Consider the following 19,580-nt stretch of genomic DNA (forward strand, 5'->3'; position numbering starts at 1 on the left):
ATGACACGACGTTTTATCCGGCCGGGGTTCCCATCGATGCCGGCCGCCGCGGCTGCCATGGCTACCGCAGTTGCCTTTTTATCGCTGGCGGCCTGCACGGTCGGCCCGGACTTCAAGCCGCCGCAGGCGAATGCGCCGGCGCAATGGCACGACCTGCAGGCGGCGAGCGCGGCCGCGGCCACCTCCGCCTCGGCCGCCTCCGCGCCCGGCGTCACTTCCAGCCCGGTGGTGGATGCCGATCCCGATCCGCGCTGGTGGCGCGCCTTCCACGATCCGCTGCTCGACCAGTTGGTGGATCGCGCCGCGCGCGACAATCTCGACGTGCGGACCGCCGTGATGCGCATTGCCGAGGCACGCGAGCAGTTGCACCAGGCGGCCGCGCAAGGGCTGCCGAACGTGCGCGCCACCGCCAGCTACCAGCGCGAGCAGCTCGGCATCAAGGGCATCCTGCAGGACGAGGGCGTGAACGACCAGATCGACCGCCTGAGCGCGCCGGGTTCGGCGCTGGCGGGCGCGGTACCCGGCGGCGGCGCGGCGGTCCGCCAGGGCGCGGACAAGGCGATCGATTCGCTGTCCTCGCCGACCAATCTCTGGCAGGCCGGCTTCGACGCGTCCTGGGAGCTCGACCTGTTCGGGCGCGTGCGGCGCTCGGTGGAGGCAGCCGGCGCGGAAACCGGCGCGGCGGTGGCCGGCCGCGACGACGCGCTGCTCTCGCTGGAGGCCGAGGTCGCGCAGACCTACCTGCAGTATCGCGGCGCGCAGGCATTGCGCGCGCTGACGCTGGAACTGGCGCAATCGCAGCAGGACTTTCTCGACCTCACGCGCGATCGCGCCGCGCACGGGCTGACCAGCCAGCTCGACGTGCGCAGCGCCGACGCGCGCCTGGCGCAGATCCGCGCGCAGCTTCCGCAATACGACCAGCAGCTCGCGATGCTGCGCAACGGCCTGGCCTATCTGGTGGGCGGCGCGCCCGGCACGCTCGACGAGTTGCTCGAGGCGCCGGCCGCGCTGCCGGGGCTGCCGCCGACGGTGCCGGTCGGGCTGCCTTCCACATTGGCGCGCCGGCGTCCCGACGTGCGGCGCGCGGAGCTGGAGCTGCACGCGGCCACGGCCCAGGTCGGCGTGGCGGTCGCGCAGTTCTATCCCGACATCTCGCTGACCGGGCAGATCGGCCTGCGCTCCACGCACGTACGCGAGCTCGCGCAGTGGTCGCATCTGTTCTATTCGGCCGGGCCGGCGATCTCGCTGCCGATCTTCCAGGGCGGCGCGCTGGTCTCGAACCTGAGGCTGTCGGAGGCGCAGCAGCAGGAGGCGGCGCTGGCCTACCGGCGCGCGGTGCTGGTGGCACTGCGCGATGTCGACAACGCGTTGGCGGTCTATCGCACCGATCAGTCGCGCCACGCCGCGCTCGACGATGCCGCCAGGGCCGAGGGCGGCGCGCTCGACCTGGCGCGCGACAGCTATCGCAAGGGCATCGTGCCCTACCTGGACGTGCTCGATGCCGAGCGGCAATGGTCCGAGGCGCGGCAGCAGGCCTTGCAGGGCGCGGTGCAGACCACCACCGACCTGGTCTCGCTCTACAAGGCGCTGGGCGGCGGCTGGCAGACCGACGGTGCCACGGCTGCCGAGCCCGGCGATCCGCGCGCGGCCAGCGCGGCCTCGGTGGCGAACGCGCATTGAGCCGCCGGCGGGCGTGGCGGCTCAGATCGGATGATGCCCGTGCTCGTGCAGCTCGGGCTCGAAGTAGATCCAGCGCGCGCGCGGAAACGACTCGCGCAGCGCCAGCTCGATCTCGTTGATGGTGCGCACCAGCGCGTCGGCGCTCGGATGCGGGCGCAGCACCGCCTGCACGGCCACCACGTGCTCGTCCGACCAGCGCAGCACCACCAGCGAGATCACGCGCACCACCTCGGGCCGGTGCTCGAGCCAGGCCTGCATCTCGTGCCGCGTGCTCTCGTGCGCCGATTCGCCGACGATCAGCGACTTGATCTTGCCCATCGCGAAGGCCGCGCTGGCCATCAGGATCAGGCCCACGGCGATGCCGCCGAACGCGTCGTAGGCCGGCTCGCCGGTGGCGAGCGCGAGCGACACCGCCAGCAGCGAGGCGAGGATCCCGCCCAGCGCCGCGGCATCCTCGATCACCGCCAGCAGCAGCGCGGGCTGCCCGGTCTCGCGCATCCAGCGCAGCAGGGTGCCGGGCCGGCCGCGCCGCTCGATGGTGCCGATCGAGGCCTTCAGCGCGATGGTTTCGATCACGCCCGATATCAGCAGCACCGCGATCACCACGCCGCCGTGCTCGACGGGCGAGCGATGCACCAGCCGCAGCGCGCCCACCGCCGCCGAGGCCAGGCCGCCCACGATGAAGATCTGGGTGGCCACCAGCATCGCGTAGAAGTCGTTCACGCGGCCGAAGCCGAGCGGGTGCTCCGCGTCGGGGCGCGTGGCGGCCGCGCGGGCGCCCGCCAGCAGCAGGATCTGGTTCAGGCAGTCGGCGCTGGAATGGATCGCCTCGGCGTAGGCCGAGCCGGAGTTGGTGTAGCCGGCCGCCGCGTACTTGCAGGCGGCCACGGCCAGGTTCGAGACCAGCGCGTAGTAGACGGCGCGCGGCACGGCGGCGGCCATGCCCGTCACTCCCGGATCGACCAGCTCGCCCCGCCGCCGCTGTCGCGCACGAACTCGTCGATCGCCTGCTCGACCGGATCGTCGCGGGCGGGCGCGATCCAGCTCAGGTCGAAGCGGCGGCGCAGCGCGCCGGATTCGGCCTGGGCCTGGGTGCCGGCGCGCCGGATCCGGCAGTCCAGGCCGTCGAGTCGTTCGAGCATGGCGGCGGTGCGCGCGCTGGCTTCGGCTTGGGCGGCGGGCGCCGTTTCGTCGATCGACAGCCAGGCGTGCCGCTTGTGCGGCAGGCGCTGCTCGAGCGCCTTCATGCCGGTCAGGATGCCGAAACCGAGCACGGTGCCGAGCGCGGCCAGGGCCAATTGGCCCCCGCCCGCGCACAGGCCGATCACGGTCACGAACCACAGCGTGGCGGCCGTGGTCAGGCCGGTGACCAGGCCGTCCTTGCGCAGGATCGCGCCCGCGCCGATGAAGCCGACCCCCGACAGGATCCCGAGCGGCAGCCGCATCAGGTCGAGCACGGCGAAGGATTGGCTGCCCTTGCCGTCCTGGGGCAGCAGCAGGTTGACCTGCAGCATCGCCAGGCAGGCGGCTAGGCAGACCAGCATGACGGTGCGCAGCCCGGCCGCCTTGCCGGACTCGCCGCGATTCAGGCCGATGATCGCGCCGGCGATCAGGCAGACGGCGATCCGGGCGGCGATGTCGAAGGGTTGCAGCACGAGCGGCATCGTTTGCATACGGGGCGGTCGGGAGGGCGTCGATACGAGGGGGGCCGCAACGCTCGTGCCCGTCCGCGCATGGCATGCAGGTTGCATGCACGGGGGCGGGGACCAACCCGACACGATACGGAGGTACGCCATGACAACATCCGATTCCAGTCGCCGGCGCCGTGCCGGCGAGTCGTCCGATCCGGCCGCGGCCGGTGAACGCCAGCGCGCCGCCGATCCGTCCGACCCGGTCGCCTGCCCCGACTGGTGGGCCCGGCCCGGCGCCTTGCCGACCGGCGCTTCCGAGATCCGCCACGTGCCGGGCGCCTACCGGCAGGCGGGCATGATGCGCGCCGCCGCCGAGGTGCGCGGCGGCATCGCGAAGCCGACCGGCGCCGCGCTGCCGCCGGTCTCGCGCGAACATCGCCTCGACGCCGATGCCTCGATTCGCGACGAACTGGATCGCCAGTTGAGCACCGGCATGGTGCGCGGCGCCGACGATATCGCGATCGACGTGCGGCAGGCTTGCGTCACGCTCGACGGCACGGTGCCGTCCCAGTCGATGAGCGAGGCGATCGAGCTGGCGGTGGCGCGTTGCGGCGCGGTACGCGAGATCCGCAACCGGCTGCGGGTGGTGCCGCGCTAGGCGCCTGGCGTACCTGATGCGCCTGGCGAGCGTGATTCGCCGGGCGCGGGCAATGGAAAAAAACGGGCGAAGTCGTCGACTTCGCCCGTTCAAACGGCGTCGAGCGACGCCCTGAGAGAGACGGGATCAGTATCGGCCGCGTGCCTGTGGCACCGGGGAGCGCAGGCCCAGTTCCTCGGCGAAGCTATGCGCGCGAGGCGTGCCGACGCCCTGGTAATAGGCCGCCATGCGGTCTTCCCAGACCGTGTCGGTCGAGCCGAGCCAGTCGTCCAGATCGAGCGCGGGCGCGCCGCGCACGATGGCCGCCGAGGCGGCGATCTGCAGGCCGCCGGCGTCGGCGTCGAGCGTGACGTATTCCCACGGCACCATCACGAGCCGGCGCGCATGCACGCTTTCCTCGATCGGCACCAGGGCGACCAGCACATAGACGATGCGCCCGCCGCGCAGATCGAGGATGGCGTTGCTGACATGGCCGATGGTTTCCCCGTCGGAGCTGCGCGCGAGCGTGCCGTCGAGCAGGTGGGCGAGCGCCGTGGTGCGGCGCGGGTGGGGCGCATCGGCATCGCGCAGGGGATCGGGGGTGGCGGGCGTCATCGAGGTCTTCCTGTCGGTGAATGGGAACGGCGGGCGCGGCACGCTTCAGCGCGGTTGCGAGACGTAGTCGAGCGTTTCACCGATCGCGCCGCGTTCGGATACGTCGCCGCGCGTGGCGACATCGCCGATCGACACCATGCCGACCAACTCCAGCTCGCGCGAGATCACGGGCAGCCGGCGCATCTGCGCCGAAGCCATCCGCTGCAGGACCGTATCGACCGATTCATGCTCGCGGCAGGTCTCGATCGGCACCGAGGTCACTTCGCGCACGATGGCCTGGCCACCCTTGCCCAGCGCCAGCGCGCGCGTGACGAGATCGCGGTCGGTCACCATGCCGACCACGCGCGTGCCGTCGCACACGGGCAGGGCGCCCACGTCGTGGCGCGCCATCAGCTGCGCCGCATGCTCGATCGTGTCGGTCGGCGCGAGATGGATGATCTCGCGGGACATGATCTGGTTGATGCGTTGCATCGCTTGCCTCCGTCGGTTTCCTGGCGAATGCACTACTAGTGCAATTCGCGTGCCGCCTCGCGCGCCGCCAGCGGCGGCGCGGCCGGCCTACGTGGCGATCCATCGCGCGAACGATTTACAACGCTTGGTAATGATTGCCGTGGGATTGCCGTGGCGCGCCGGCGCGCGGAACCGATGCCATGTCGGTGCAGTGGAATTCGGTCGGGAAATTGCGGGTCGGACGAAGCTTGCCCCGCTGATACGAAATGTTTCGAGTTTGCAGATCGTCGAGCGGACCGATGACGTTTGCGATCGCAGCGCTGCGAATGGCGAAACGACCCCGCGTAATGGCACGCTGCGCGCGGGTCGATCATTTCGTTCCCCGAAACCATTGAAAAAGATGCCTTTCGGGGATTGATTCTCGCAATGCTCCAGGTCGAGGCAGATAGGAATATCCGATAGCATGGCGGCGTTCGATCTGCTTTGCTGTAGGCATAGGTCATTCGCTCAGACGTCACGCCCGAGGGCAAGACGCCGGTTTTCCGCATTTCCGCTTCCACCGTTTCCTGACCGTGAATATTCCTGGCCTCCCGGCGCTTCGGCGCGAGGGGCGGACGGTGCCATGCCGGAATGCTCCAACAGGAGATTTCATGCCACGTGTGCTGATCGTCGATGACGATGCCGACACCCGAGAAATGCTTGCCGCGCTGGCCCAGACGCGGCAATTACCTTGCGATTGCGCCGCCACGCTCGGCGAGGCGCGCTCGCAGATGCGCAACCAGTCCTACGACCTGGTGCTGTGCGACCTGATCCTGCCCGACGGCAACGGGATCGAGTTGTTCGACGATTTTCCCAGGCAGGACACGCCGCCCGAGCTGGTGTTCGCGACCGGCCACGCCACGCTCGATACCGCCATCGACGCGATGCGGCAGGGTGCTTCCGACTACCTGATCAAGCCGTTCCAGATGGGGCGGCTCGATACCCTGTTCAAGCGCGTCGCGCAGGCAGAAGCGCGGCAGGGCGAGGTGGAGGCGCTGCGCTCGGACCTCGAGCGCGCCGGCCGCTTCGGCCGCATGCTGGGCAAGTCGCCGGCCATGTGCCGCATGTACGACGCGCTCGCGCGCGTGGCGGCCACCGAGGCTTCGGTGATGCTGACGGGCGAATCCGGTACCGGCAAGGAGCTGGCCGCGCAGACCGTCCACGAGCTCAGCTTCCGCAAGCAGGGGCCCTTCGTGGCCGTCAATTGCGGCGCGATTCCGGCCAACCTGGTCGAGAGCGAGATGTTCGGCCACGACCGCGGCAGCTTCACCGGCGCGGACCGCCAGCACAAGGGTTTCTTCGAGCGCGCCGACGGCGGCACGCTGTTCCTCGACGAGATCACCGAGATGCCCTTCGAGCTGCAGGTCAAGCTGTTGCGCGTGCTCGAGACGGGGCAGGTGATGCGGCTCGGCTCCTCGCGCGAGACCAGCGTGAATGTGCGCATCGTGGCCGCCACCAATCGCGATCCGGCCGGCGCGGTCGAGGCCGGCGTGCTGCGGCCCGATCTCTATCACCGCATCAACGTGTTTCCGCTGGCGATGCCGCCCTTGCGCGAGCGCGGCGAGGACATCGTCCTGCTGGCGGAGGCCTTCCTGCGCCAGCTCAATCTCGACAGCGGCCGCGCGATGGTGTTCAGCGACAACGCCAGGCGGGCGCTGACGAAATACGACTGGCCCGGCAACGTGCGCGAGTTGCGCAATTTCGTGCAGCGCGCCAGCATCTTCGCCGACGGCGAGGAGATTGCCGTGCTGCCGCCGCCGGTGATGAGCGAGGCCCATGGCGAGGGACTGCGCGCCCAGGCGGCCGAGCTGGTCGACGCGGGGCTGCGGGCCGTCCATGACGGCATCGCCGTGCAGGGCGACAAGCCCACCATCAAGCGCTGAGGCGCCGCCCGGCGCTGGCGCGGGCCCTCAGCGGGCCACCGCGATGGCGGCGTTGACGGGCACCACGCCCGAGTCGCGATCCGGGGCGGCCTCCACCAGGAAATGCCCGATCACGTCGGGCTCGAACAGCAGGCAGAAGGTCGAGCCGCCGTATTGGAAATAACCGAGCTCGTCGCCCTTCGCCAGGCGCTGCCCGGGATGCACGTCGATCACGCACGAGGACACGTCGCCCATCCCCACGAACACGCAGGCCACCGAGCCCATGCCGGGGTCCTCGCATTCGATCACCACCACCGCGCGGGTGGCTACCGCCGTCATGTAGCCCTGCGAATCGTTGAGGCCGGCCGGATCGCGGCCCTCCACGTCCGCCGCCGAGAAATAGCTGCCCGCCACGCGATAGGCATGCGTGACGGTGCCGCCGACCGGCGCGTGCCAGCGATGGTAGTTCCAGGCGCTCAGGTAGGCCTGGTAGACGTCGCCGCCCACGAAGCGCTCGGCCAGCAGCGCATGGTTCGGCGTGAGCATGTCGCGGATCGAATAGGGCTGCGCCTTGATCCAGAAGTCGTCGACGCGCTGCACGCGGCCGGCGATCTGGTAGGGCGCCGCCTCGCAGGCGCTGATCACCACGCGCGGATCGCCCGGCTCGGCGACCGGACGCGCGTCCTCGCGCAGCCGCCGCGTGAAGAAGTGGTTCCATGAGTCGAAGCCCCAATGCGGCTCGTCCGGGCGGCAGCGAAAGGCATCGAGCTCCATTCGCTGGCGTGCTTCCGGACAGAACCAGCCGTTCGGGCCGTTTTCGTGGAGATGCTCGCGCGAATGCGGGCCCGAGAGGAAATCGCACCAGGTCGACAGCACGCGGCCCAGTTGCGTGTTGACGGCCTCGTCGCGGAACAGCGGATAGCCCGACGGCATGCACATCGGCCAGTCGAGCAGGGCATTGATCGGGCAGACGATCAGGCTGGTCTCGCTGAACGGCGGCGCGTAGCGCATCACGTAGTCGAGTATCGTCATCAGGTCGTCGATGTTGTTGTAGCCCAGCGCGTAGCCGGCCGTTTCGGCTTCCCCTATCGAGCGCGTCAGGCTCATGCGCAGCACCGCGTCGCGCTCGAACAGCGTGGCGAGTTCGGCCACCGCCGCCGCGCGCGGACGGTTGCCCGCCTGCGCATAGGCGTCGCGCGCGAGCTGGCGGCGATAGGCCGTCATGTGCAGCTCCTCGCTCGCGAGCCAGTCGCCGAGGCGGCGGCGCGTGCTTCGGGCAGGGCCCTGGATCGATGGCATGCTCGTCTCCCTGTCGTTCCGTCGGTTGTTTTCGTCGTATGTTTCATCGGGCGAGCCGTCATTGCCGGTTCGTCGGGCGCGGTGTCGCCTGGCCGTCACGGCCGCGGCAAGGCGCCGATTTCGTTCGGATCGTGCGGGGCGTCGCGGCGCTCGCCGTCGCGGGGCAGCGGCGCGCCGGCCCGATGCGGCGTGACGCGGCCGTTGCTGACGGCATGCGGTTCGGTCGGCACCGGCTCGACCGTGTCGCCGAATCGCGCGCGAATGAAGGCCCGCAGCAGCGCGTGGCGCAGGTTCTCGCCCTCGCCGTGGGCGTCATGCGTGGCGGCGGTGCCGTCACCGGCGAAGCTTGCCGTCACGCTGGCCCGAGCCTCGCCCACCCGCGTCGAGCGCAACTCGACCACGCGCTCCAGCACCACGGCGGCGTCGGCCCACTCGGCGGCGGGGGAAAAGCGGCTGTCCATGCGCCTGAAGCCGCCGCTGGCGACGGTGACCACGATGTCCGGTTCGACGGCGACGAAGATCAGCGGCAGCTCGTCTCGCGCCAGGGCGCGGGCGGTCCAGTAGTCGAGTTCACGCGCGTCGAGTCGGTCGATCCGCATGGCGGGCTCCGGAGTGGAAACCTTCCTGGCGCAGCATCGGCCATACCCGCCGGGGCGGCGGCGCGCGGGCATGCGCGCTGCGCCCCGCTCGAGACCAAGCTTCGAGCGGAGCCCCGCCATGAACGATATCGACAGGACGGTGACGAGCGACACTTACCGGAACCATGTGATCGCGGTGACGGTCGTGCGCGGCCCGCGCGGTGCGTGGCTGCCGCGCGTGAGCATCGCGCGCGACGAGGCCGGGCACGGCAGGGTCCTGCCTGGACAGCACGAACCCGAATGGCCGAGCGAGGCCGAGGCGGTGCGCGCCGGCCTCGCTCGCGGGCGCGAGGTCATCGACGCGGGCGAGGCGCCGCCGCCGGCTCGAGCGGCGGCCGCCTGGGGACGTGAGCGCCGCCAGGCGCCTCGCGCGGGCTCTCCTTCGCCTACTGCGGCGTCGAAGCCTCTGCCTGGCTGCGTGCCAGGTAGGCGTTCACGATCTCCGGCAGATGCTGCTCCATCCAGTTCGCCATCGCCACCTCCTCGCTGAGGATGCGTTCGCAGATCGCCAGCGTCTGCGCGTCGCCGGCGGCGCGCGCGGCCGTGATCAGCGTCCGGTAGGCGGCCACCTCGAAGTTCTCGAAGGCAAAACCGGAGATGGCGTTCTTGATCACCTCGTCGGTGGAGAACATGGCGGTGAAGGCCTGCAGTGCCGCCAGGCTGCGCGCGCCGAAATCCTTCAGAACCGACACGTCGCTGCCGCGCCGGCCGACGCACTCGCGAACCAGCCGCTGCTGCTCCCGCGTATCGCCGAGATGCTGCTCGATGCGGGCCTTCAGTTCCGGATAGTGTTCGAGCCGCCGCGCCATCGCGGTGAGCAGGGTGCCGGCCTGTTCCTCCATCGCGTGCGCGTCGCGCAGCCATTCGTCGAGATGCTCGTCGACCGAGCGTTTCGTGTGTGCCATTTCATGCTCCCGTCGGGCGGCGGCCTGGCCGTCCCGGTTGAGGTCGATAAGGGGCTGCGATGCTGCAGTGCAGCTACGACGCGGGCGCGTCGCGCCCCGTCGCATGCAAGCGCCGAGCCCGCGCCGCGACACGGCCGGGGCGGGCGGTGCGCATCGGGCCCTGCGCTTTTTGCAATCGATTGTCAAAGTCACACAGCCGGAGCGGCGCCGGCGCGCGGGCTCGCATGGGCTGGTCCGGCGTGGATCGGAACGGAGCTTGCTTGAAGAAAGGCACGACGATTCGAGAGGCGTGCCGCATGCAGGCGAAGTTTCGGAAGCTGCTGCGATTCACGGCGATGGCCGCCGGCACGGTGCTGGTCGGTGGCTGGTCGATGGCAGTGCCCGTGGAAAGCGGCGAACCGGCGGGGCCGGATCGCAGGCGTTAGCGCCCCGGGGCCGGAAGCGGCGGCGAGTCTGGTTTCTGGTTTCGCGCGCCCGCCCGCCTCCGGATCGAATCGATGCGGGTGCAACCATCGCGTCGCGCCCGCTTATCGCGAATGGCGGCATCGGCGGCGGCGCCCTTGGCAAGGAGAGGAACATGAGCGAGAAACCCAACCTCGACGTGCACTACGAGGTGAACGTATGCGGCGGGACCTTCGACTCGGTGCGCGACCGGTTTCGCGCCTGGCAGCGCGAGCCCTTGATGGCGCGCCCGCAACGTTCGATGTTCGCGGACAAGGCCGGCGTCGAACGGCTCGACGACACCGTGTTCGAGGCGCCCGAGGACGCGCAGCGCGCCCTGCGCCGTGCCTGTACGCCGCAAGACCGGAATGCGCTGGCGGCGCCAGTCGACGACGGCGGGCGCGCGTTGTGGCTGGTGATGGCGGCCTATGTCGATTGAGCGCGGCCTACCCTGGAACCCGGAGCGAATCATGACCAACCCAGCCTTGCGCATGCACCGGCCCGAGCCCGGCACGCCGGACATCCCCGAGCCGGATCCGGCCGAGCCGCCCGGCCCGGGCCCGCGGCCCGACGAGGTGCCCGAGCCGTTCCACGAACCTGTCGACGAGCCCGTGCCGCCCGTGCGCGGCCGGGGCGCCCCGGCCTGCCTTGCCGAACCAGGAGGTCCGCGATGAGTATCCGTGTCGAACCCGGCCCGCGCCGGGACATCGCCGAAACGATCGGCCGCTATTTCGAGGCGCGCGAGATGCCGTTCGATATCGAACCGACCACCTCGGGCGGCCTGCACGTGGGCTTCGATCTCGACGGCCAGCCGGCCAGCGTGACGATCAGCTTCGACGCGCACGCCTACGAGCAGTTCGAGCATTGGGACATCCAGCACCAGCGCGCCGCGCTCACGCGCATCGGCGAGGGTTTCGCGCAGGCCTTCGCGCGTCGCGGCCCGAACGCGATCGCCGCCGATTTCCATGTGAGCCGGTTCTGAGCGACGGGCTCCTGCACCGGGCACGGTGTTTGCATTGTCTCTCGGCACTGCCATCACGGAGGAATGTCATGCCAGCCAAGTCACAAGCCCAGCAGCGCGCGGCCGGCGCCGCGCTGGCCGCCAAGCGCGGCGAGACGAAGAAGAGTTCGCTGAAGCCGGCATCGAAATCGATGTACGAATCGATGAACAAGAAGCAACTGGAGGATTTCGCCTCCACCAAGACACGCGGTAAACCGCATCACAAGCACGACGCCTGATCCGCAGCCTGTCCACGCCTTTAACAACCCGAATGGGGAGGTTCATATGCTCTACTACGCCGTGGTTTTTTTCGTGATCGCCATCATCGCGGCCTTCTTCGGTTTCGGCGGGATTGCCGCCGGCGCCGCATCGATCGCGAAGATCCTGTTCGTCATCTTCCTGATCCTGTTCATCGTCTCGCTCGTAATGGGACGCATGCGCCGATGAGGCGGGCAGGCATCCCATTGTCGAACCGTCTACGAGGAGGTTTGCCATGACATCGAGCCATCGCCAGCACACCGGGCACGAGTTGAGCCGCTCCCGCGCGCACGAGGGCGAACGTGCGCAGCAGGACCATGACAAGGGCGGCCACCAGGCCGGCCACGACAAGCCGCCGGGCCTGGTGGACCTGCAGAAGGCCCTCAAGGGCGTCGACTATCCGGCCGTGAAGGCCGACCTGGTGCGCCGCGCGCGCGACGCGCATGCCGCCGGCCCGCTGGTCGAGGGGCTGCTGCGGATCCCCGATCGCGAATACGCGAGCCCGGCATCGGTCGCGAAGGAACTCGCGAAACTGATGTGATCCCACCCGGAAGAGACGGGCGCGTCTCGCGCTCCTCTCTTTCGGCTATTTCCCGCCCGCCACGTTTCCTCCCGCCCGCGAGCTTTCGCTCAACGCTTCCCTCGTTCGCATTCGGTAACCTTGCTTCGCACGATGTAAGGATTGCTTGGTATCGCGAGCACGGAATCATTCCTCGAATCACCCGCGCGCGATGCTGCGAATCGTGCAACGAAGTGTGCCCGGCCGGTCGGAATTGCCGCCCGCGGCGCCCCGGCGGGCCGCGCCGCCAGTCACTTCGACCACCCTTTACCGATCCCCAAAAACGCTTGCCCGGCCCGGCATCCGGGGCTTCCCTTACGCGCGATTATTTTCCATTTCTTTATATTTTTTTCTCCCGATCATGACGACCGACAGAAAGCTTGTTTGCAGATGCCCATCGATCACCTTTCGTGCGGAAGCGCCAGATGACCGCCCCCTCCATCAAAGTTTCGATCTGCGTACCGACTTATCGCCGAGCCCACCTGATCGGCCAGTGCATTGATTCGTGTCTCGCGCAGACCCACCGCAACCTCGAGGTCGTGATCGGCGACGATTCGCCCGACGACGCCACCGAGCGCCTGATCCGCCGTCGCTACGGCGACGACCCGCGCGTGCGCTACCGCCGCAACCGGCCGGGGCTCGGCCAGGCGCGCAACGTGACGAGCCTGTTCGCGCATGCCAGCGGCGACAAGATCCTGCTGCTGCACGACGACGATTTCCTGCTCGAGCATGGCGTGGAGCAATTGCTGGCGCTATGGCAGCGCCATCCCGGCCTCGACGCCGCCTTCGGCAAGCAGTACGTGGTGGACCACGACGGCCGCATCAGCCGCGCGGCCACGCGGCGCATGAACCAGATGTTCCATCGCAATGCCGCGGCGGCTGGCCTGCAGGCGCAGCCGGGCCGGGCCGGTCTGGTGCAGATGTTTCCGAACAACGGCTGGCTTGCCAATGCCGAGCTGGTCAGACGAATCGGTTATGAGGAGACCTACGGCTCCTGTTGCGACTATGTATTCAATACGCGTCTTTGTCTTGCCGCGGAGCGGATCTGCTATCTCGACGAATTCGTCTCCTGCTACCGCGAAACCGATGCCTCGATCTCGCAGGCCACGCGCCACACGATGCGCTCGGCTTCGCTGATGGCTTGGCGCTTCGTCAACGAGCTGGCGCTGCCGCCCGACCTGGAGCCGGCCCGGCGGCTCGCGCTGCGCCGGCTGGTGCCGATCGTGGTGTCGCTCTACGCGCGCAACCACGAGCCGCGCACCAGCCTGGCGATCGCGCTGCGCAATCTCTACGCTTACCGTTTCGGGCTGAGCCCGCGGCTCTACTACCACCTGCTGATGATCTGGAAGGGGCGGCACGCCCTGCCGGCGGCGGGCATGGAATAAACGGACGGGGCGATCCGTTCTGGTCGGCAGGCGCCTTGCGCGCCGATGCCCGACCACGACCGACAGCCCATGAAAACCGAATCCCGCGACTCCGACCTCCGTGTTCTCGACAACGCGATCTGGCAAGCCCTGACTACCCACCAGGCCCACTGGTCGATCGGCGGCGATCTCGCGCGCCGCTTCCATCCCGAGGTTTCGCCGCTGGCCGCGATCACGGCCGACGCGCCGGAGAACTGGCGCGCCCTGGCCGCGCTCACGCAACCGGGCGAACTGGTGATGGTGGCCGGCGAGCAGACCCTGCATCCCTCCGACGAATTCGAGGTGAAGGGCGAGGGCGTGCTCGACCAGATGATTTTGCTGGTACTGCGCGACGAGGCCGACGACGGTTTCGTCCTGCTCGAGGAACGCGACGCGGGTGCGATGGCGGGACTGGTTGCATTGACTCGGCCCGGCCCCTACGAGGCTCGCACGCACGAGATGGGCCGCTACTACGGCGTGTGGCGCGACGGCGTGCTGGTCGCGATGGCGGGCGAGCGCCTGCATGTGCCGGGCCATACCGAGATCAGCGCCGTCTGCGTGCGTCCCGAGCATCGCGGGCAGCGTTACGCCGAGCGCCTGGTGAAGTTCGCCGCGCGCCAGATCGTGGCGCGCGGCGAGCTGCCGTTCCTGCACGTGTTCCAGGCGAATACCGGGGCGATCGCCTTGTACGGGAAGCTCGGCTTCGAGCGGCGCAAGCAGTTCCATGGCTTGACGCTGGTGAGGCGCTGAGGCCACGCGGCGAAGCTGCGGTATGTGCGCGGCGCGCGGAGCCGGCGATGCCATGTCGCAATAATCGATATGGACGCGGATTTCCAATTCCGTACTTGAATCGAGCAATTCCGCGAGAAAGACAATCCGGCGTTCGCATTGTCCATTCCGTCTTTGAAAAGCCAATTCTTGTTGCTAGAGTTAGCCCTGCCGAGCCGATTTTCCGGAGTGGCATTGCAGCAAGTTGACCGAGTTTCAAAATCCTGTCACTCGATCCCGAGTGTCGATCGCCATGCCGAATCGTGCGGCAGGGCTTCCTGTCGGCCGCTTTCGCTGAAGCGCTCGGGTCGTCTTTTACCTGGGGGAATGATGTCGATCGCCAAGTCCGCTGGTGTGGCCGCGTGCGCCACGTTTTGCATGCAATTCGCCATGGCCGTCACGCCCGGCCATATCTTCAATGCTTATGTGCCCGATACGTCGAATCCGAATTTCGAAATCACCGATATCGTGTTTCCCATTACGGTACTAAACGACATTGCCAAGACCGGTTATTACTTCGCGCAGGATTACGGCTTCAAGGGTTCCGACGGCGAAGCCTATACCGGCCTGCAACCGCATACGGACGGCACCGCCGATGTGCGATTCTCGAATTTCAGCGGCGCGGCGAAGGTGGTGGACACCACGCATTGCGGAAGCGGTGCGGACAATGGGCCCGGCGTCACCTGCGGGACCAAGATTCCCTACAAGGCCAACGTGACCTACAACTTTCACGTCTACCGCGACACGGTCGACAAGACGGTCTGGATCGGTACGGTGGAAGACACCTCGACGCATACCGTCTATCCGATCGGCTCGTATCGGGTGCCCGAGAGTTATGGCGGCATCGTGCACACGCATGACAGCAGCAATTCGCTGGGGCGCAGCTTCGTCGAGTATTACCTGGGCCTGGAGAATTGCGCCGCGTTGCCGACGGCCGAGGTGGTGTTCGGCGCGCCGGTCGCTGCCAATGGTGACCGGATCGTCAATGGCACGCCGTGGTACACGAGTTCGGCGTGTCCGTCGAGCGATTACGTCTACAGTTCCGACGTCAATCAGCGCGGCGACCTGCATATCAAGATCGAAGCGGCGCATTGATCGCGTCGCCGGCGGTATGAGCGAGCGATGCCTCGACGCATGGCACGGCTCGATCGCCGGGCCAGTGCGCGGGGCATCGCGAATGGAGGCGCCGGACTCGGCGAATCGCTCAGAGCTGCTTGGCCATCTCGCCGAGCGTTCCGACCAGAGCCGCGGCGCCCTGCTGCAACGGCCGCTCCCGCAGCCACATTGCATGCACCGGCATCGACAGCCCGTTCTCGATGTTCTTGAACTGCAGCCGCTGAAGGCGGCCATCGCGCAGCAGCGGCGCGATGGCCGACAGCGGGAAGTTGCCCCAGCCCAGGCCCGATTCCACCATCTCGATCGCCATCGCCAGGCTGTCGGTGCGCCAGCACGATTGCCCGACCAGCGGCCGGCTGTCGGCCAGCGGCAGGTCGCGGCTGGCCACCAGGATCTGCCGGACCTGCACCAGGTCCTCCAGGAAGGTATCGCCGCCCGCTTTCAACTGCGGATGCCGCGGGCCGATGCAGGCGGTCAGCCGCTCGCTGCCGACGTATTGGAAGTGCTCCCGCACGTCGACGGCGAGGCCCGCGTAGGCGATGCACAGGTCCACGCGCCGGCCGTGAAGCAGTTGCCGCGTGTCGTCCTGGGGGGCCGTGAGGATTTCGATTTCGAGCAGCGGGTGCCGGTCGGTCAGCTGGCCGACGGCGGCCAGCAGCGGCTGCTTGTCGATATCGGTGGCGACCGCGATCGACAGCCTGCTTTCCAGCCCCTGCGACAGCTGCAGCGCATGCATGCGAAGCCGCCGGAATTGCTCGAGGGCCAGCCGCGCATGCGGCACCAGCGCGGCGCCCATCGCGGTGGGCACCGGCTCGCGGCGGCCGCGGTCGAACAGGGCGTAACCGAGCTCGGCCTCCAGGTTGGCGATCGCCATGCTCACGGCCGAGGGCACCTTGCCGAGCGAACGCGCCGCCGCGGAAAACGAGCCGCTGTCGATCACGGCCAGGAACAGTTCGATGCTGTCGTTGGAGAAATTCACGGCCCGACCTCTCAATTTATCTGATATCTACTGACTTTTTCTGTCAGTTGCGCTGACGTTATATTCGCGGCTTTCCACGTGCTTGTCACGAACGGAGGCGGGAATATGCAGGGCCTGAAACGCAAGCTGTTGTATGTGTCGCTCTACGAAATCATCGGCATGCTGATTTCGGCGCTGGGGCTGGCGCTGTTGTCGGGACAGTCGCCCACCAGCACGGGGCCGTTGTCGGTGATCATCACCACCATCGCGGTGAGCTGGAATTTCGTCTACACCACGCTGTTCGAATGCTGGGAAGCGCGCCAGGCGAATCGCACGCGCACGGTGGCGCGGCGCATCCTGCACGCGGTTGGTTTCCAGCTCACCCTGATCCTGTTCCTGATCCCCTTGATCGCATGGTGGATGGGGATCAGCCTGGCGCAAGCCTTCCTGCTCGATCTCGCCCTGATCGTGCTGATCCCCTGCTACACCTTCGCCTTCAACTGGTTGTTCGACCTGGTGTTCGGGGTGCCGAGCTCGGCCTTGCAGGAGTGAAGCGGGCGGTCCTTGCCGGGCCGCCCGCTTCAGGGCCCGGCTGCCGCTACCGCCGCCGCAACCTCACCATGAACCGCGACGGGCTCAGCGTGGCGCGTCGCGGTATCGGCTCGACGGGCTGGCTCGTCACCGGCTCCAGCTTCCAGCGCGACAGGATGGCGGCCAGCGCCAGCAGGTTTTCGGTGGTGCCGAACTGATCGCCGATGCACTTGTGCACGCCGCCGCCGAACGGGATGAAGCCGTGCTCGGGAATCGCGGCGGCACGCTCCGGCAGCCATCGATCCGGATCGAAGCGCTCGGGCGCCGCGAACAGCGCCGGATTGCGATGCAGGACATAGGGGCTGTAGGCCAGCCCGTCGCCGACGCGCAGGCGATAAGGGCCCAGCATCGTGTCGCGCGTCACCACCCGCGTGAAGATCCACCCGGGCGGATACAGGCGCAAGGCCTCCATCATGGCGCGGCGCGTTTCGCCCAATTGCATCAGGTGCTCCGCCTGCGGCACCGCCGCGTCGCCCAAGGTGGTTCGCACCTCCGCCGCCGCACGTTCCGCGATATCCGGATGTCGGCCGAGCAGGTAGAGCGTCCAGCTCATCACGCCCGCCGTGGTCTCGATGCCGGCCAGGAACAGCGTGATCACCTGGTCGTGGACTTCCTGCTGCGACCAGGGCTGGCCGTCCTCGTCGCGCGCGGCCAGCATCATCGAGAGCAGGTCGCCGTGATCGACGCCCGAGGCGCGATAGGCGTCGATGATCTGTTCGATCGCCGCGTGCAGGCGCGCCACCGCGCGGTCGTAGCGCAGGCTGCCCGGCGTCGGCACCCTGCCCGGCAGGCCGCCGGGCAGCATCATCCGCACGAACAAGCCGCCCAGGTAGACCGAGAGATCCTCCACCAGCGAAGCTGCCGCCGCCCCGGCCACGTCGGCGGCGAACATGGTGCGCGAGGCCGTGCGCGCCGTGATGTCGTAGCAGGCCGCCGTCAGGTCGACCACGTCGCCGTCGCACCAGCCGCCGATCACGCCGCCGATCGCCTCGTTCATCACGTCGATGTAGGTGAGGATCCGCTTGCGCGAGAAGGCCGGCTGCATCTGGCGCCGCTGCAGCTTGTGGTCGTCGTAGCGGCTGGTGAGCAGGCTGTTGCCGGTCAGTTCGCGCACCTTGTCGAACAGCGCGCCACCCTTGTCGAAGGTGCGGCTGTCGTTGAGCACCTGGCGCGTCAGCTCGGGATCGGTGAGCAGCAGCATCGGCAGCCGCCCGAGGTCGACGCGTACCAGGCCGCCGAGCGGCGCGAGGCCGCTGAGGAAGCTCAGCGGCTTGAACAGCAGCCGGGCCGCGTGGCCGACGATCGGCAGGCTGCCGGGGGCGCGCGGAATCGGTGCTTCGGGCAGCGGAGCGGGATCCACGTGCGCCGGCTTGTCGGTCAGGTCGATATCCATCACCACCACCCCGCAAGCGAGGCCGGCGCGGGCAGTTTGGCTTGCCCGTCGTCCGGCTGGGTTTCGCTGATCGGCCAGCCGTGCGCGAGCACATGCTCGAACGCGCTGGCCGGCTGGAGATAACGCGGCGAGAGCGCGCTGTAGTCGAGGTAGCCGCGGATCCACTGCGCGAGCCCATGCACGTAGCGCGTGGTGGCGGTGTCTCCATCGGCGCTCACGCGCTCGCGCAGCGCGACGAAGCGGGCCATCGCGTGGTTGCGCATCGCGCTCACCAGGCCGACCGCCTCGCCCACCGAACATTCGCGCGCCTCGGCGATCACGGCAACCAGGTTCTGGATCGCCGGGAAACCGTATTGCTCGGCGCGCAGCGCTTCCTTGTTGTAGGAGGTCAGGTCGTTGTCCCAGCCGATGATGGCGGCCGTCATCTCGCGCAGCATCCTCACGCGCGGATCGTGCCAGCCGGCGGCCGGGACTTCGTAGCCGCAGGCGAGGTCGGTGAAGGCGATGCAGGGGTAGACGCCGGATTGCTTCAGCCACATCGCGATGTAGTCGTCGATGCGCGGGCTGGCGCCTTGCGCGCGGTTGACCGCTTCCCACAACAGGCCGTCGAAGTAATCGATGTGGGCACGCACCCAGCGATCCAGTTGCGCGTGGGTGGCATGCGCCTCGACGTCGAGCCGCAGGTCGCGCAGCGCGGCCGCCCAGCGATTGCCGGGCAGCAGGTCGGCGCGCGGCTCTTCGAGGATGCGCGCCAGCTTCGCGAGCAGAACCACGTATTCGTCGAGCGGCGTGCCGCCGGGTTTCTCGTCGCTATGGACGTCGTCGAAGGACTGCAGCCACATCACCTCCTTGCCGGCCAGCGTCAGCCCATGTGGATCCGCATCCGGCATCGATCGAGCCGGGAACAGCGGGAATCGGGCGCGGGCCAGGTACTCGCGCTGGCGGGCGTCCTCGTGGAGTTCGAAACGATCGGCCCAGGCCAGCACCCGGGCCTCGGCTTCGGCCGTGGCGGGTGAGATGGCGGGCGCGATCGGGCAGTAGAACACGGGCATCGCTTCCAGCAGGGAAGGGGGCGCCGCTTCCAGACAGATTGGATGGTTCACAGTGATCTTGTCGCATTGGGTAAGGGGGAAACCGGCGACGCGTTTGCTGCTTCGATGCCCAAACCGGGTGGCTTGGCGGTTCACGCGGCCAGCTGCGTATCCGAGCGACGCTGTGACGAAAGAGAGGTGAAAGGACGAGCCGAGGTGCGGCTGCACATGGGCGGATCCCGAGCGGCGATCGTTGCTGGAGAGAACGTGCCGCGCCGGGAGTTTATTCCCCAGACTTAAGGGATG

Annotated in this window: 25 protein-coding genes; 15 read left to right on the top strand and 10 right to left on the bottom strand. The window is 68.4% G+C overall.

Going from position 1 to position 19,580, the window contains the following annotated elements:
• Complete coding sequence (locus FB600_RS06465; RefSeq protein WP_145756391.1) at positions 1-1,680, top strand: efflux transporter outer membrane subunit; 1,680 nt, start codon at positions 1-3, stop codon at positions 1,678-1,680.
• Positions 1,681-1,701: 21 nt separating this feature from the next.
• Here FB600_RS06465 and FB600_RS06470 read toward each other — a convergent pair whose 3' ends face one another.
• A complete protein-coding gene (locus FB600_RS06470) occupies positions 1,702-2,622 on the bottom strand; it encodes a cation diffusion facilitator family transporter (protein ID WP_098151480.1) in 921 nt (306 codons plus the stop codon).
• A gap of 5 nt (positions 2,623-2,627) precedes the next feature.
• A complete protein-coding gene (locus tag FB600_RS06475) occupies positions 2,628-3,353 on the bottom strand; it encodes an MgtC/SapB family protein (protein WP_145756392.1) in 726 nt (241 codons plus the stop codon).
• A gap of 121 nt (positions 3,354-3,474) precedes the next feature.
• On the opposite strand from FB600_RS06475, the gene FB600_RS06480 reads away from it, so the two are divergent.
• Positions 3,475-3,969 (top strand): BON domain-containing protein, encoded by a 495-nt coding sequence (locus FB600_RS06480; protein WP_164467695.1) that lies wholly within the window; start codon positions 3,475-3,477, stop codon positions 3,967-3,969.
• 126 nt (positions 3,970-4,095) lie between these two features.
• Here the strand turns inward: FB600_RS06480 and FB600_RS06485 are convergent, their stop codons facing one another.
• Positions 4,096-4,563: a PRC-barrel domain-containing protein gene (locus FB600_RS06485; protein WP_096752210.1), complete on the bottom strand. Its 468-nt coding sequence runs from the start codon at positions 4,561-4,563 to the stop codon at positions 4,096-4,098.
• 45 nt (positions 4,564-4,608) lie between these two features.
• Entirely contained in the window at positions 4,609-5,034 is a 426-nt protein-coding gene (locus FB600_RS06490) for a CBS domain-containing protein (protein WP_096752211.1), read from the bottom strand.
• A 629-nt stretch (positions 5,035-5,663) separates the two neighbouring features.
• Here FB600_RS06490 and FB600_RS06495 point away from each other — a divergent pair.
• Entirely contained in the window at positions 5,664-6,935 is a 1,272-nt protein-coding gene (locus tag FB600_RS06495; protein ID WP_105827713.1) for a sigma-54-dependent transcriptional regulator, read from the top strand.
• A 27-nt stretch (positions 6,936-6,962) separates the two neighbouring features.
• On the opposite strand, the gene FB600_RS06500 is transcribed toward FB600_RS06495, so the two are convergent.
• Together FB600_RS06500 and FB600_RS06505 are read right to left on the bottom strand one after the other, a co-directional pair.
• Positions 6,963-8,213, bottom strand: coding sequence for a phosphatidylserine decarboxylase family protein (locus FB600_RS06500; RefSeq protein ID WP_145756393.1), 1,251 nt, complete (start codon positions 8,211-8,213; stop codon positions 6,963-6,965).
• A 95-nt stretch (positions 8,214-8,308) separates the two neighbouring features.
• On the bottom strand, positions 8,309-8,812 hold the full coding sequence (locus FB600_RS06505; RefSeq protein ID WP_145756394.1) for a phage protein NinX family protein: 504 nt from the start codon (positions 8,810-8,812) through the stop codon (positions 8,309-8,311).
• Positions 8,813-8,930: 118 nt separating this feature from the next.
• Here FB600_RS06505 and FB600_RS38140 point away from each other — a divergent pair, with 118 nt between their 5' ends.
• A complete protein-coding gene (locus tag FB600_RS38140; RefSeq protein ID WP_409995212.1) occupies positions 8,931-9,341 on the top strand; it encodes a DUF6566 family protein in 411 nt (136 codons plus the stop codon).
• Here FB600_RS38140 and FB600_RS06510 read toward each other — a convergent pair.
• Positions 9,238-9,756, bottom strand: coding sequence for a ferritin-like domain-containing protein (locus FB600_RS06510; RefSeq protein ID WP_013688902.1), 519 nt, complete (start codon positions 9,754-9,756; stop codon positions 9,238-9,240). The two genes, FB600_RS38140 and FB600_RS06510, sit on opposite strands and share 104 nt — an antisense overlap.
• A 260-nt stretch (positions 9,757-10,016) precedes the next feature.
• On the opposite strand from FB600_RS06510, the gene FB600_RS37115 reads away from it, so the two are divergent.
• The 10 genes from FB600_RS37115 (at position 10,017) to FB600_RS06555 (ending at position 15,280) form a co-directional block, all read left to right on the top strand.
• Entirely contained in the window at positions 10,017-10,181 is a 165-nt protein-coding gene (locus tag FB600_RS37115; protein WP_155296506.1) for a hypothetical protein, read from the top strand.
• A gap of 152 nt (positions 10,182-10,333) precedes the next feature.
• Positions 10,334-10,636: a hypothetical protein gene (locus FB600_RS06515; RefSeq protein ID WP_046581108.1), complete on the top strand. Its 303-nt coding sequence runs from the start codon at positions 10,334-10,336 to the stop codon at positions 10,634-10,636.
• 31 nt (positions 10,637-10,667) lie between these two features.
• Positions 10,668-10,871 (top strand): hypothetical protein, encoded by a 204-nt coding sequence (locus FB600_RS06520; protein ID WP_145756395.1) that lies wholly within the window; start codon positions 10,668-10,670, stop codon positions 10,869-10,871.
• Entirely contained in the window at positions 10,868-11,179 is a 312-nt protein-coding gene (locus FB600_RS06525; RefSeq protein ID WP_013688904.1) for a hypothetical protein, read from the top strand. The genes FB600_RS06520 and FB600_RS06525 overlap by 4 nt, the downstream gene beginning before the upstream one ends.
• Before the next feature lie 68 nt (positions 11,180-11,247).
• Entirely contained in the window at positions 11,248-11,436 is a 189-nt protein-coding gene (locus tag FB600_RS06530) for a DUF3008 family protein (RefSeq protein WP_013688905.1), read from the top strand.
• Between the two features lie 46 nt (positions 11,437-11,482).
• Positions 11,483-11,644, top strand: coding sequence for a DUF1328 family protein (locus FB600_RS06535; protein WP_025099526.1), 162 nt, complete (start codon positions 11,483-11,485; stop codon positions 11,642-11,644).
• A 46-nt stretch (positions 11,645-11,690) separates the two neighbouring features.
• On the top strand, positions 11,691-11,996 hold the full coding sequence (locus FB600_RS06540; protein ID WP_145756396.1) for a DUF2795 domain-containing protein: 306 nt from the start codon (positions 11,691-11,693) through the stop codon (positions 11,994-11,996).
• 443 nt (positions 11,997-12,439) lie between these two features.
• Entirely contained in the window at positions 12,440-13,399 is a 960-nt protein-coding gene (locus FB600_RS06545; RefSeq protein WP_046581106.1) for a glycosyltransferase family 2 protein, read from the top strand.
• A gap of 69 nt (positions 13,400-13,468) precedes the next feature.
• Complete coding sequence (locus tag FB600_RS06550; RefSeq protein ID WP_145756397.1) at positions 13,469-14,167, top strand: GNAT family N-acetyltransferase; 699 nt, start codon at positions 13,469-13,471, stop codon at positions 14,165-14,167.
• Positions 14,168-14,380: 213 nt separating this feature from the next.
• A complete protein-coding gene (locus FB600_RS06555; protein WP_145756398.1) occupies positions 14,381-15,280 on the top strand; it encodes a DUF3472 domain-containing protein in 900 nt (299 codons plus the stop codon).
• A gap of 109 nt (positions 15,281-15,389) precedes the next feature.
• Here FB600_RS06555 and FB600_RS06560 read toward each other — a convergent pair whose 3' ends face one another.
• Positions 15,390-16,280 (bottom strand): LysR family transcriptional regulator, encoded by an 891-nt coding sequence (locus tag FB600_RS06560; RefSeq protein ID WP_145756399.1) that lies wholly within the window; start codon positions 16,278-16,280, stop codon positions 15,390-15,392.
• Positions 16,281-16,385: 105 nt separating this feature from the next.
• On the opposite strand from FB600_RS06560, the gene FB600_RS06565 reads away from it, so the two are divergent.
• Positions 16,386-16,811 carry a PACE efflux transporter gene (locus FB600_RS06565; protein ID WP_013688910.1) on the top strand — a complete coding sequence of 142 codons (426 nt, stop codon included), beginning with the start codon at positions 16,386-16,388 and terminating at the stop codon, positions 16,809-16,811.
• 46 nt (positions 16,812-16,857) lie between these two features.
• Here FB600_RS06565 and FB600_RS06570 read toward each other — a convergent pair whose 3' ends face one another.
• Together FB600_RS06570 and FB600_RS37120 are read right to left on the bottom strand one after the other, a co-directional pair.
• On the bottom strand, positions 16,858-18,243 hold the full coding sequence (locus FB600_RS06570) for a cytochrome P450 (RefSeq protein ID WP_186023867.1): 1,386 nt from the start codon (positions 18,241-18,243) through the stop codon (positions 16,858-16,860).
• Entirely contained in the window at positions 18,243-19,346 is a 1,104-nt protein-coding gene (locus FB600_RS37120; RefSeq protein ID WP_133167995.1) for a terpene synthase family protein, read from the bottom strand. The genes FB600_RS06570 and FB600_RS37120 overlap by 1 nt, the downstream gene beginning before the upstream one ends.
• Positions 19,347-19,580: the final 234 nt, after the last annotated feature.

The organism is Burkholderia sp. SJZ089, assembly GCF_007828315.1.
Classification (GTDB): Bacteria; Pseudomonadota; Gammaproteobacteria; order Burkholderiales; family Burkholderiaceae; genus Burkholderia; species Burkholderia gladioli.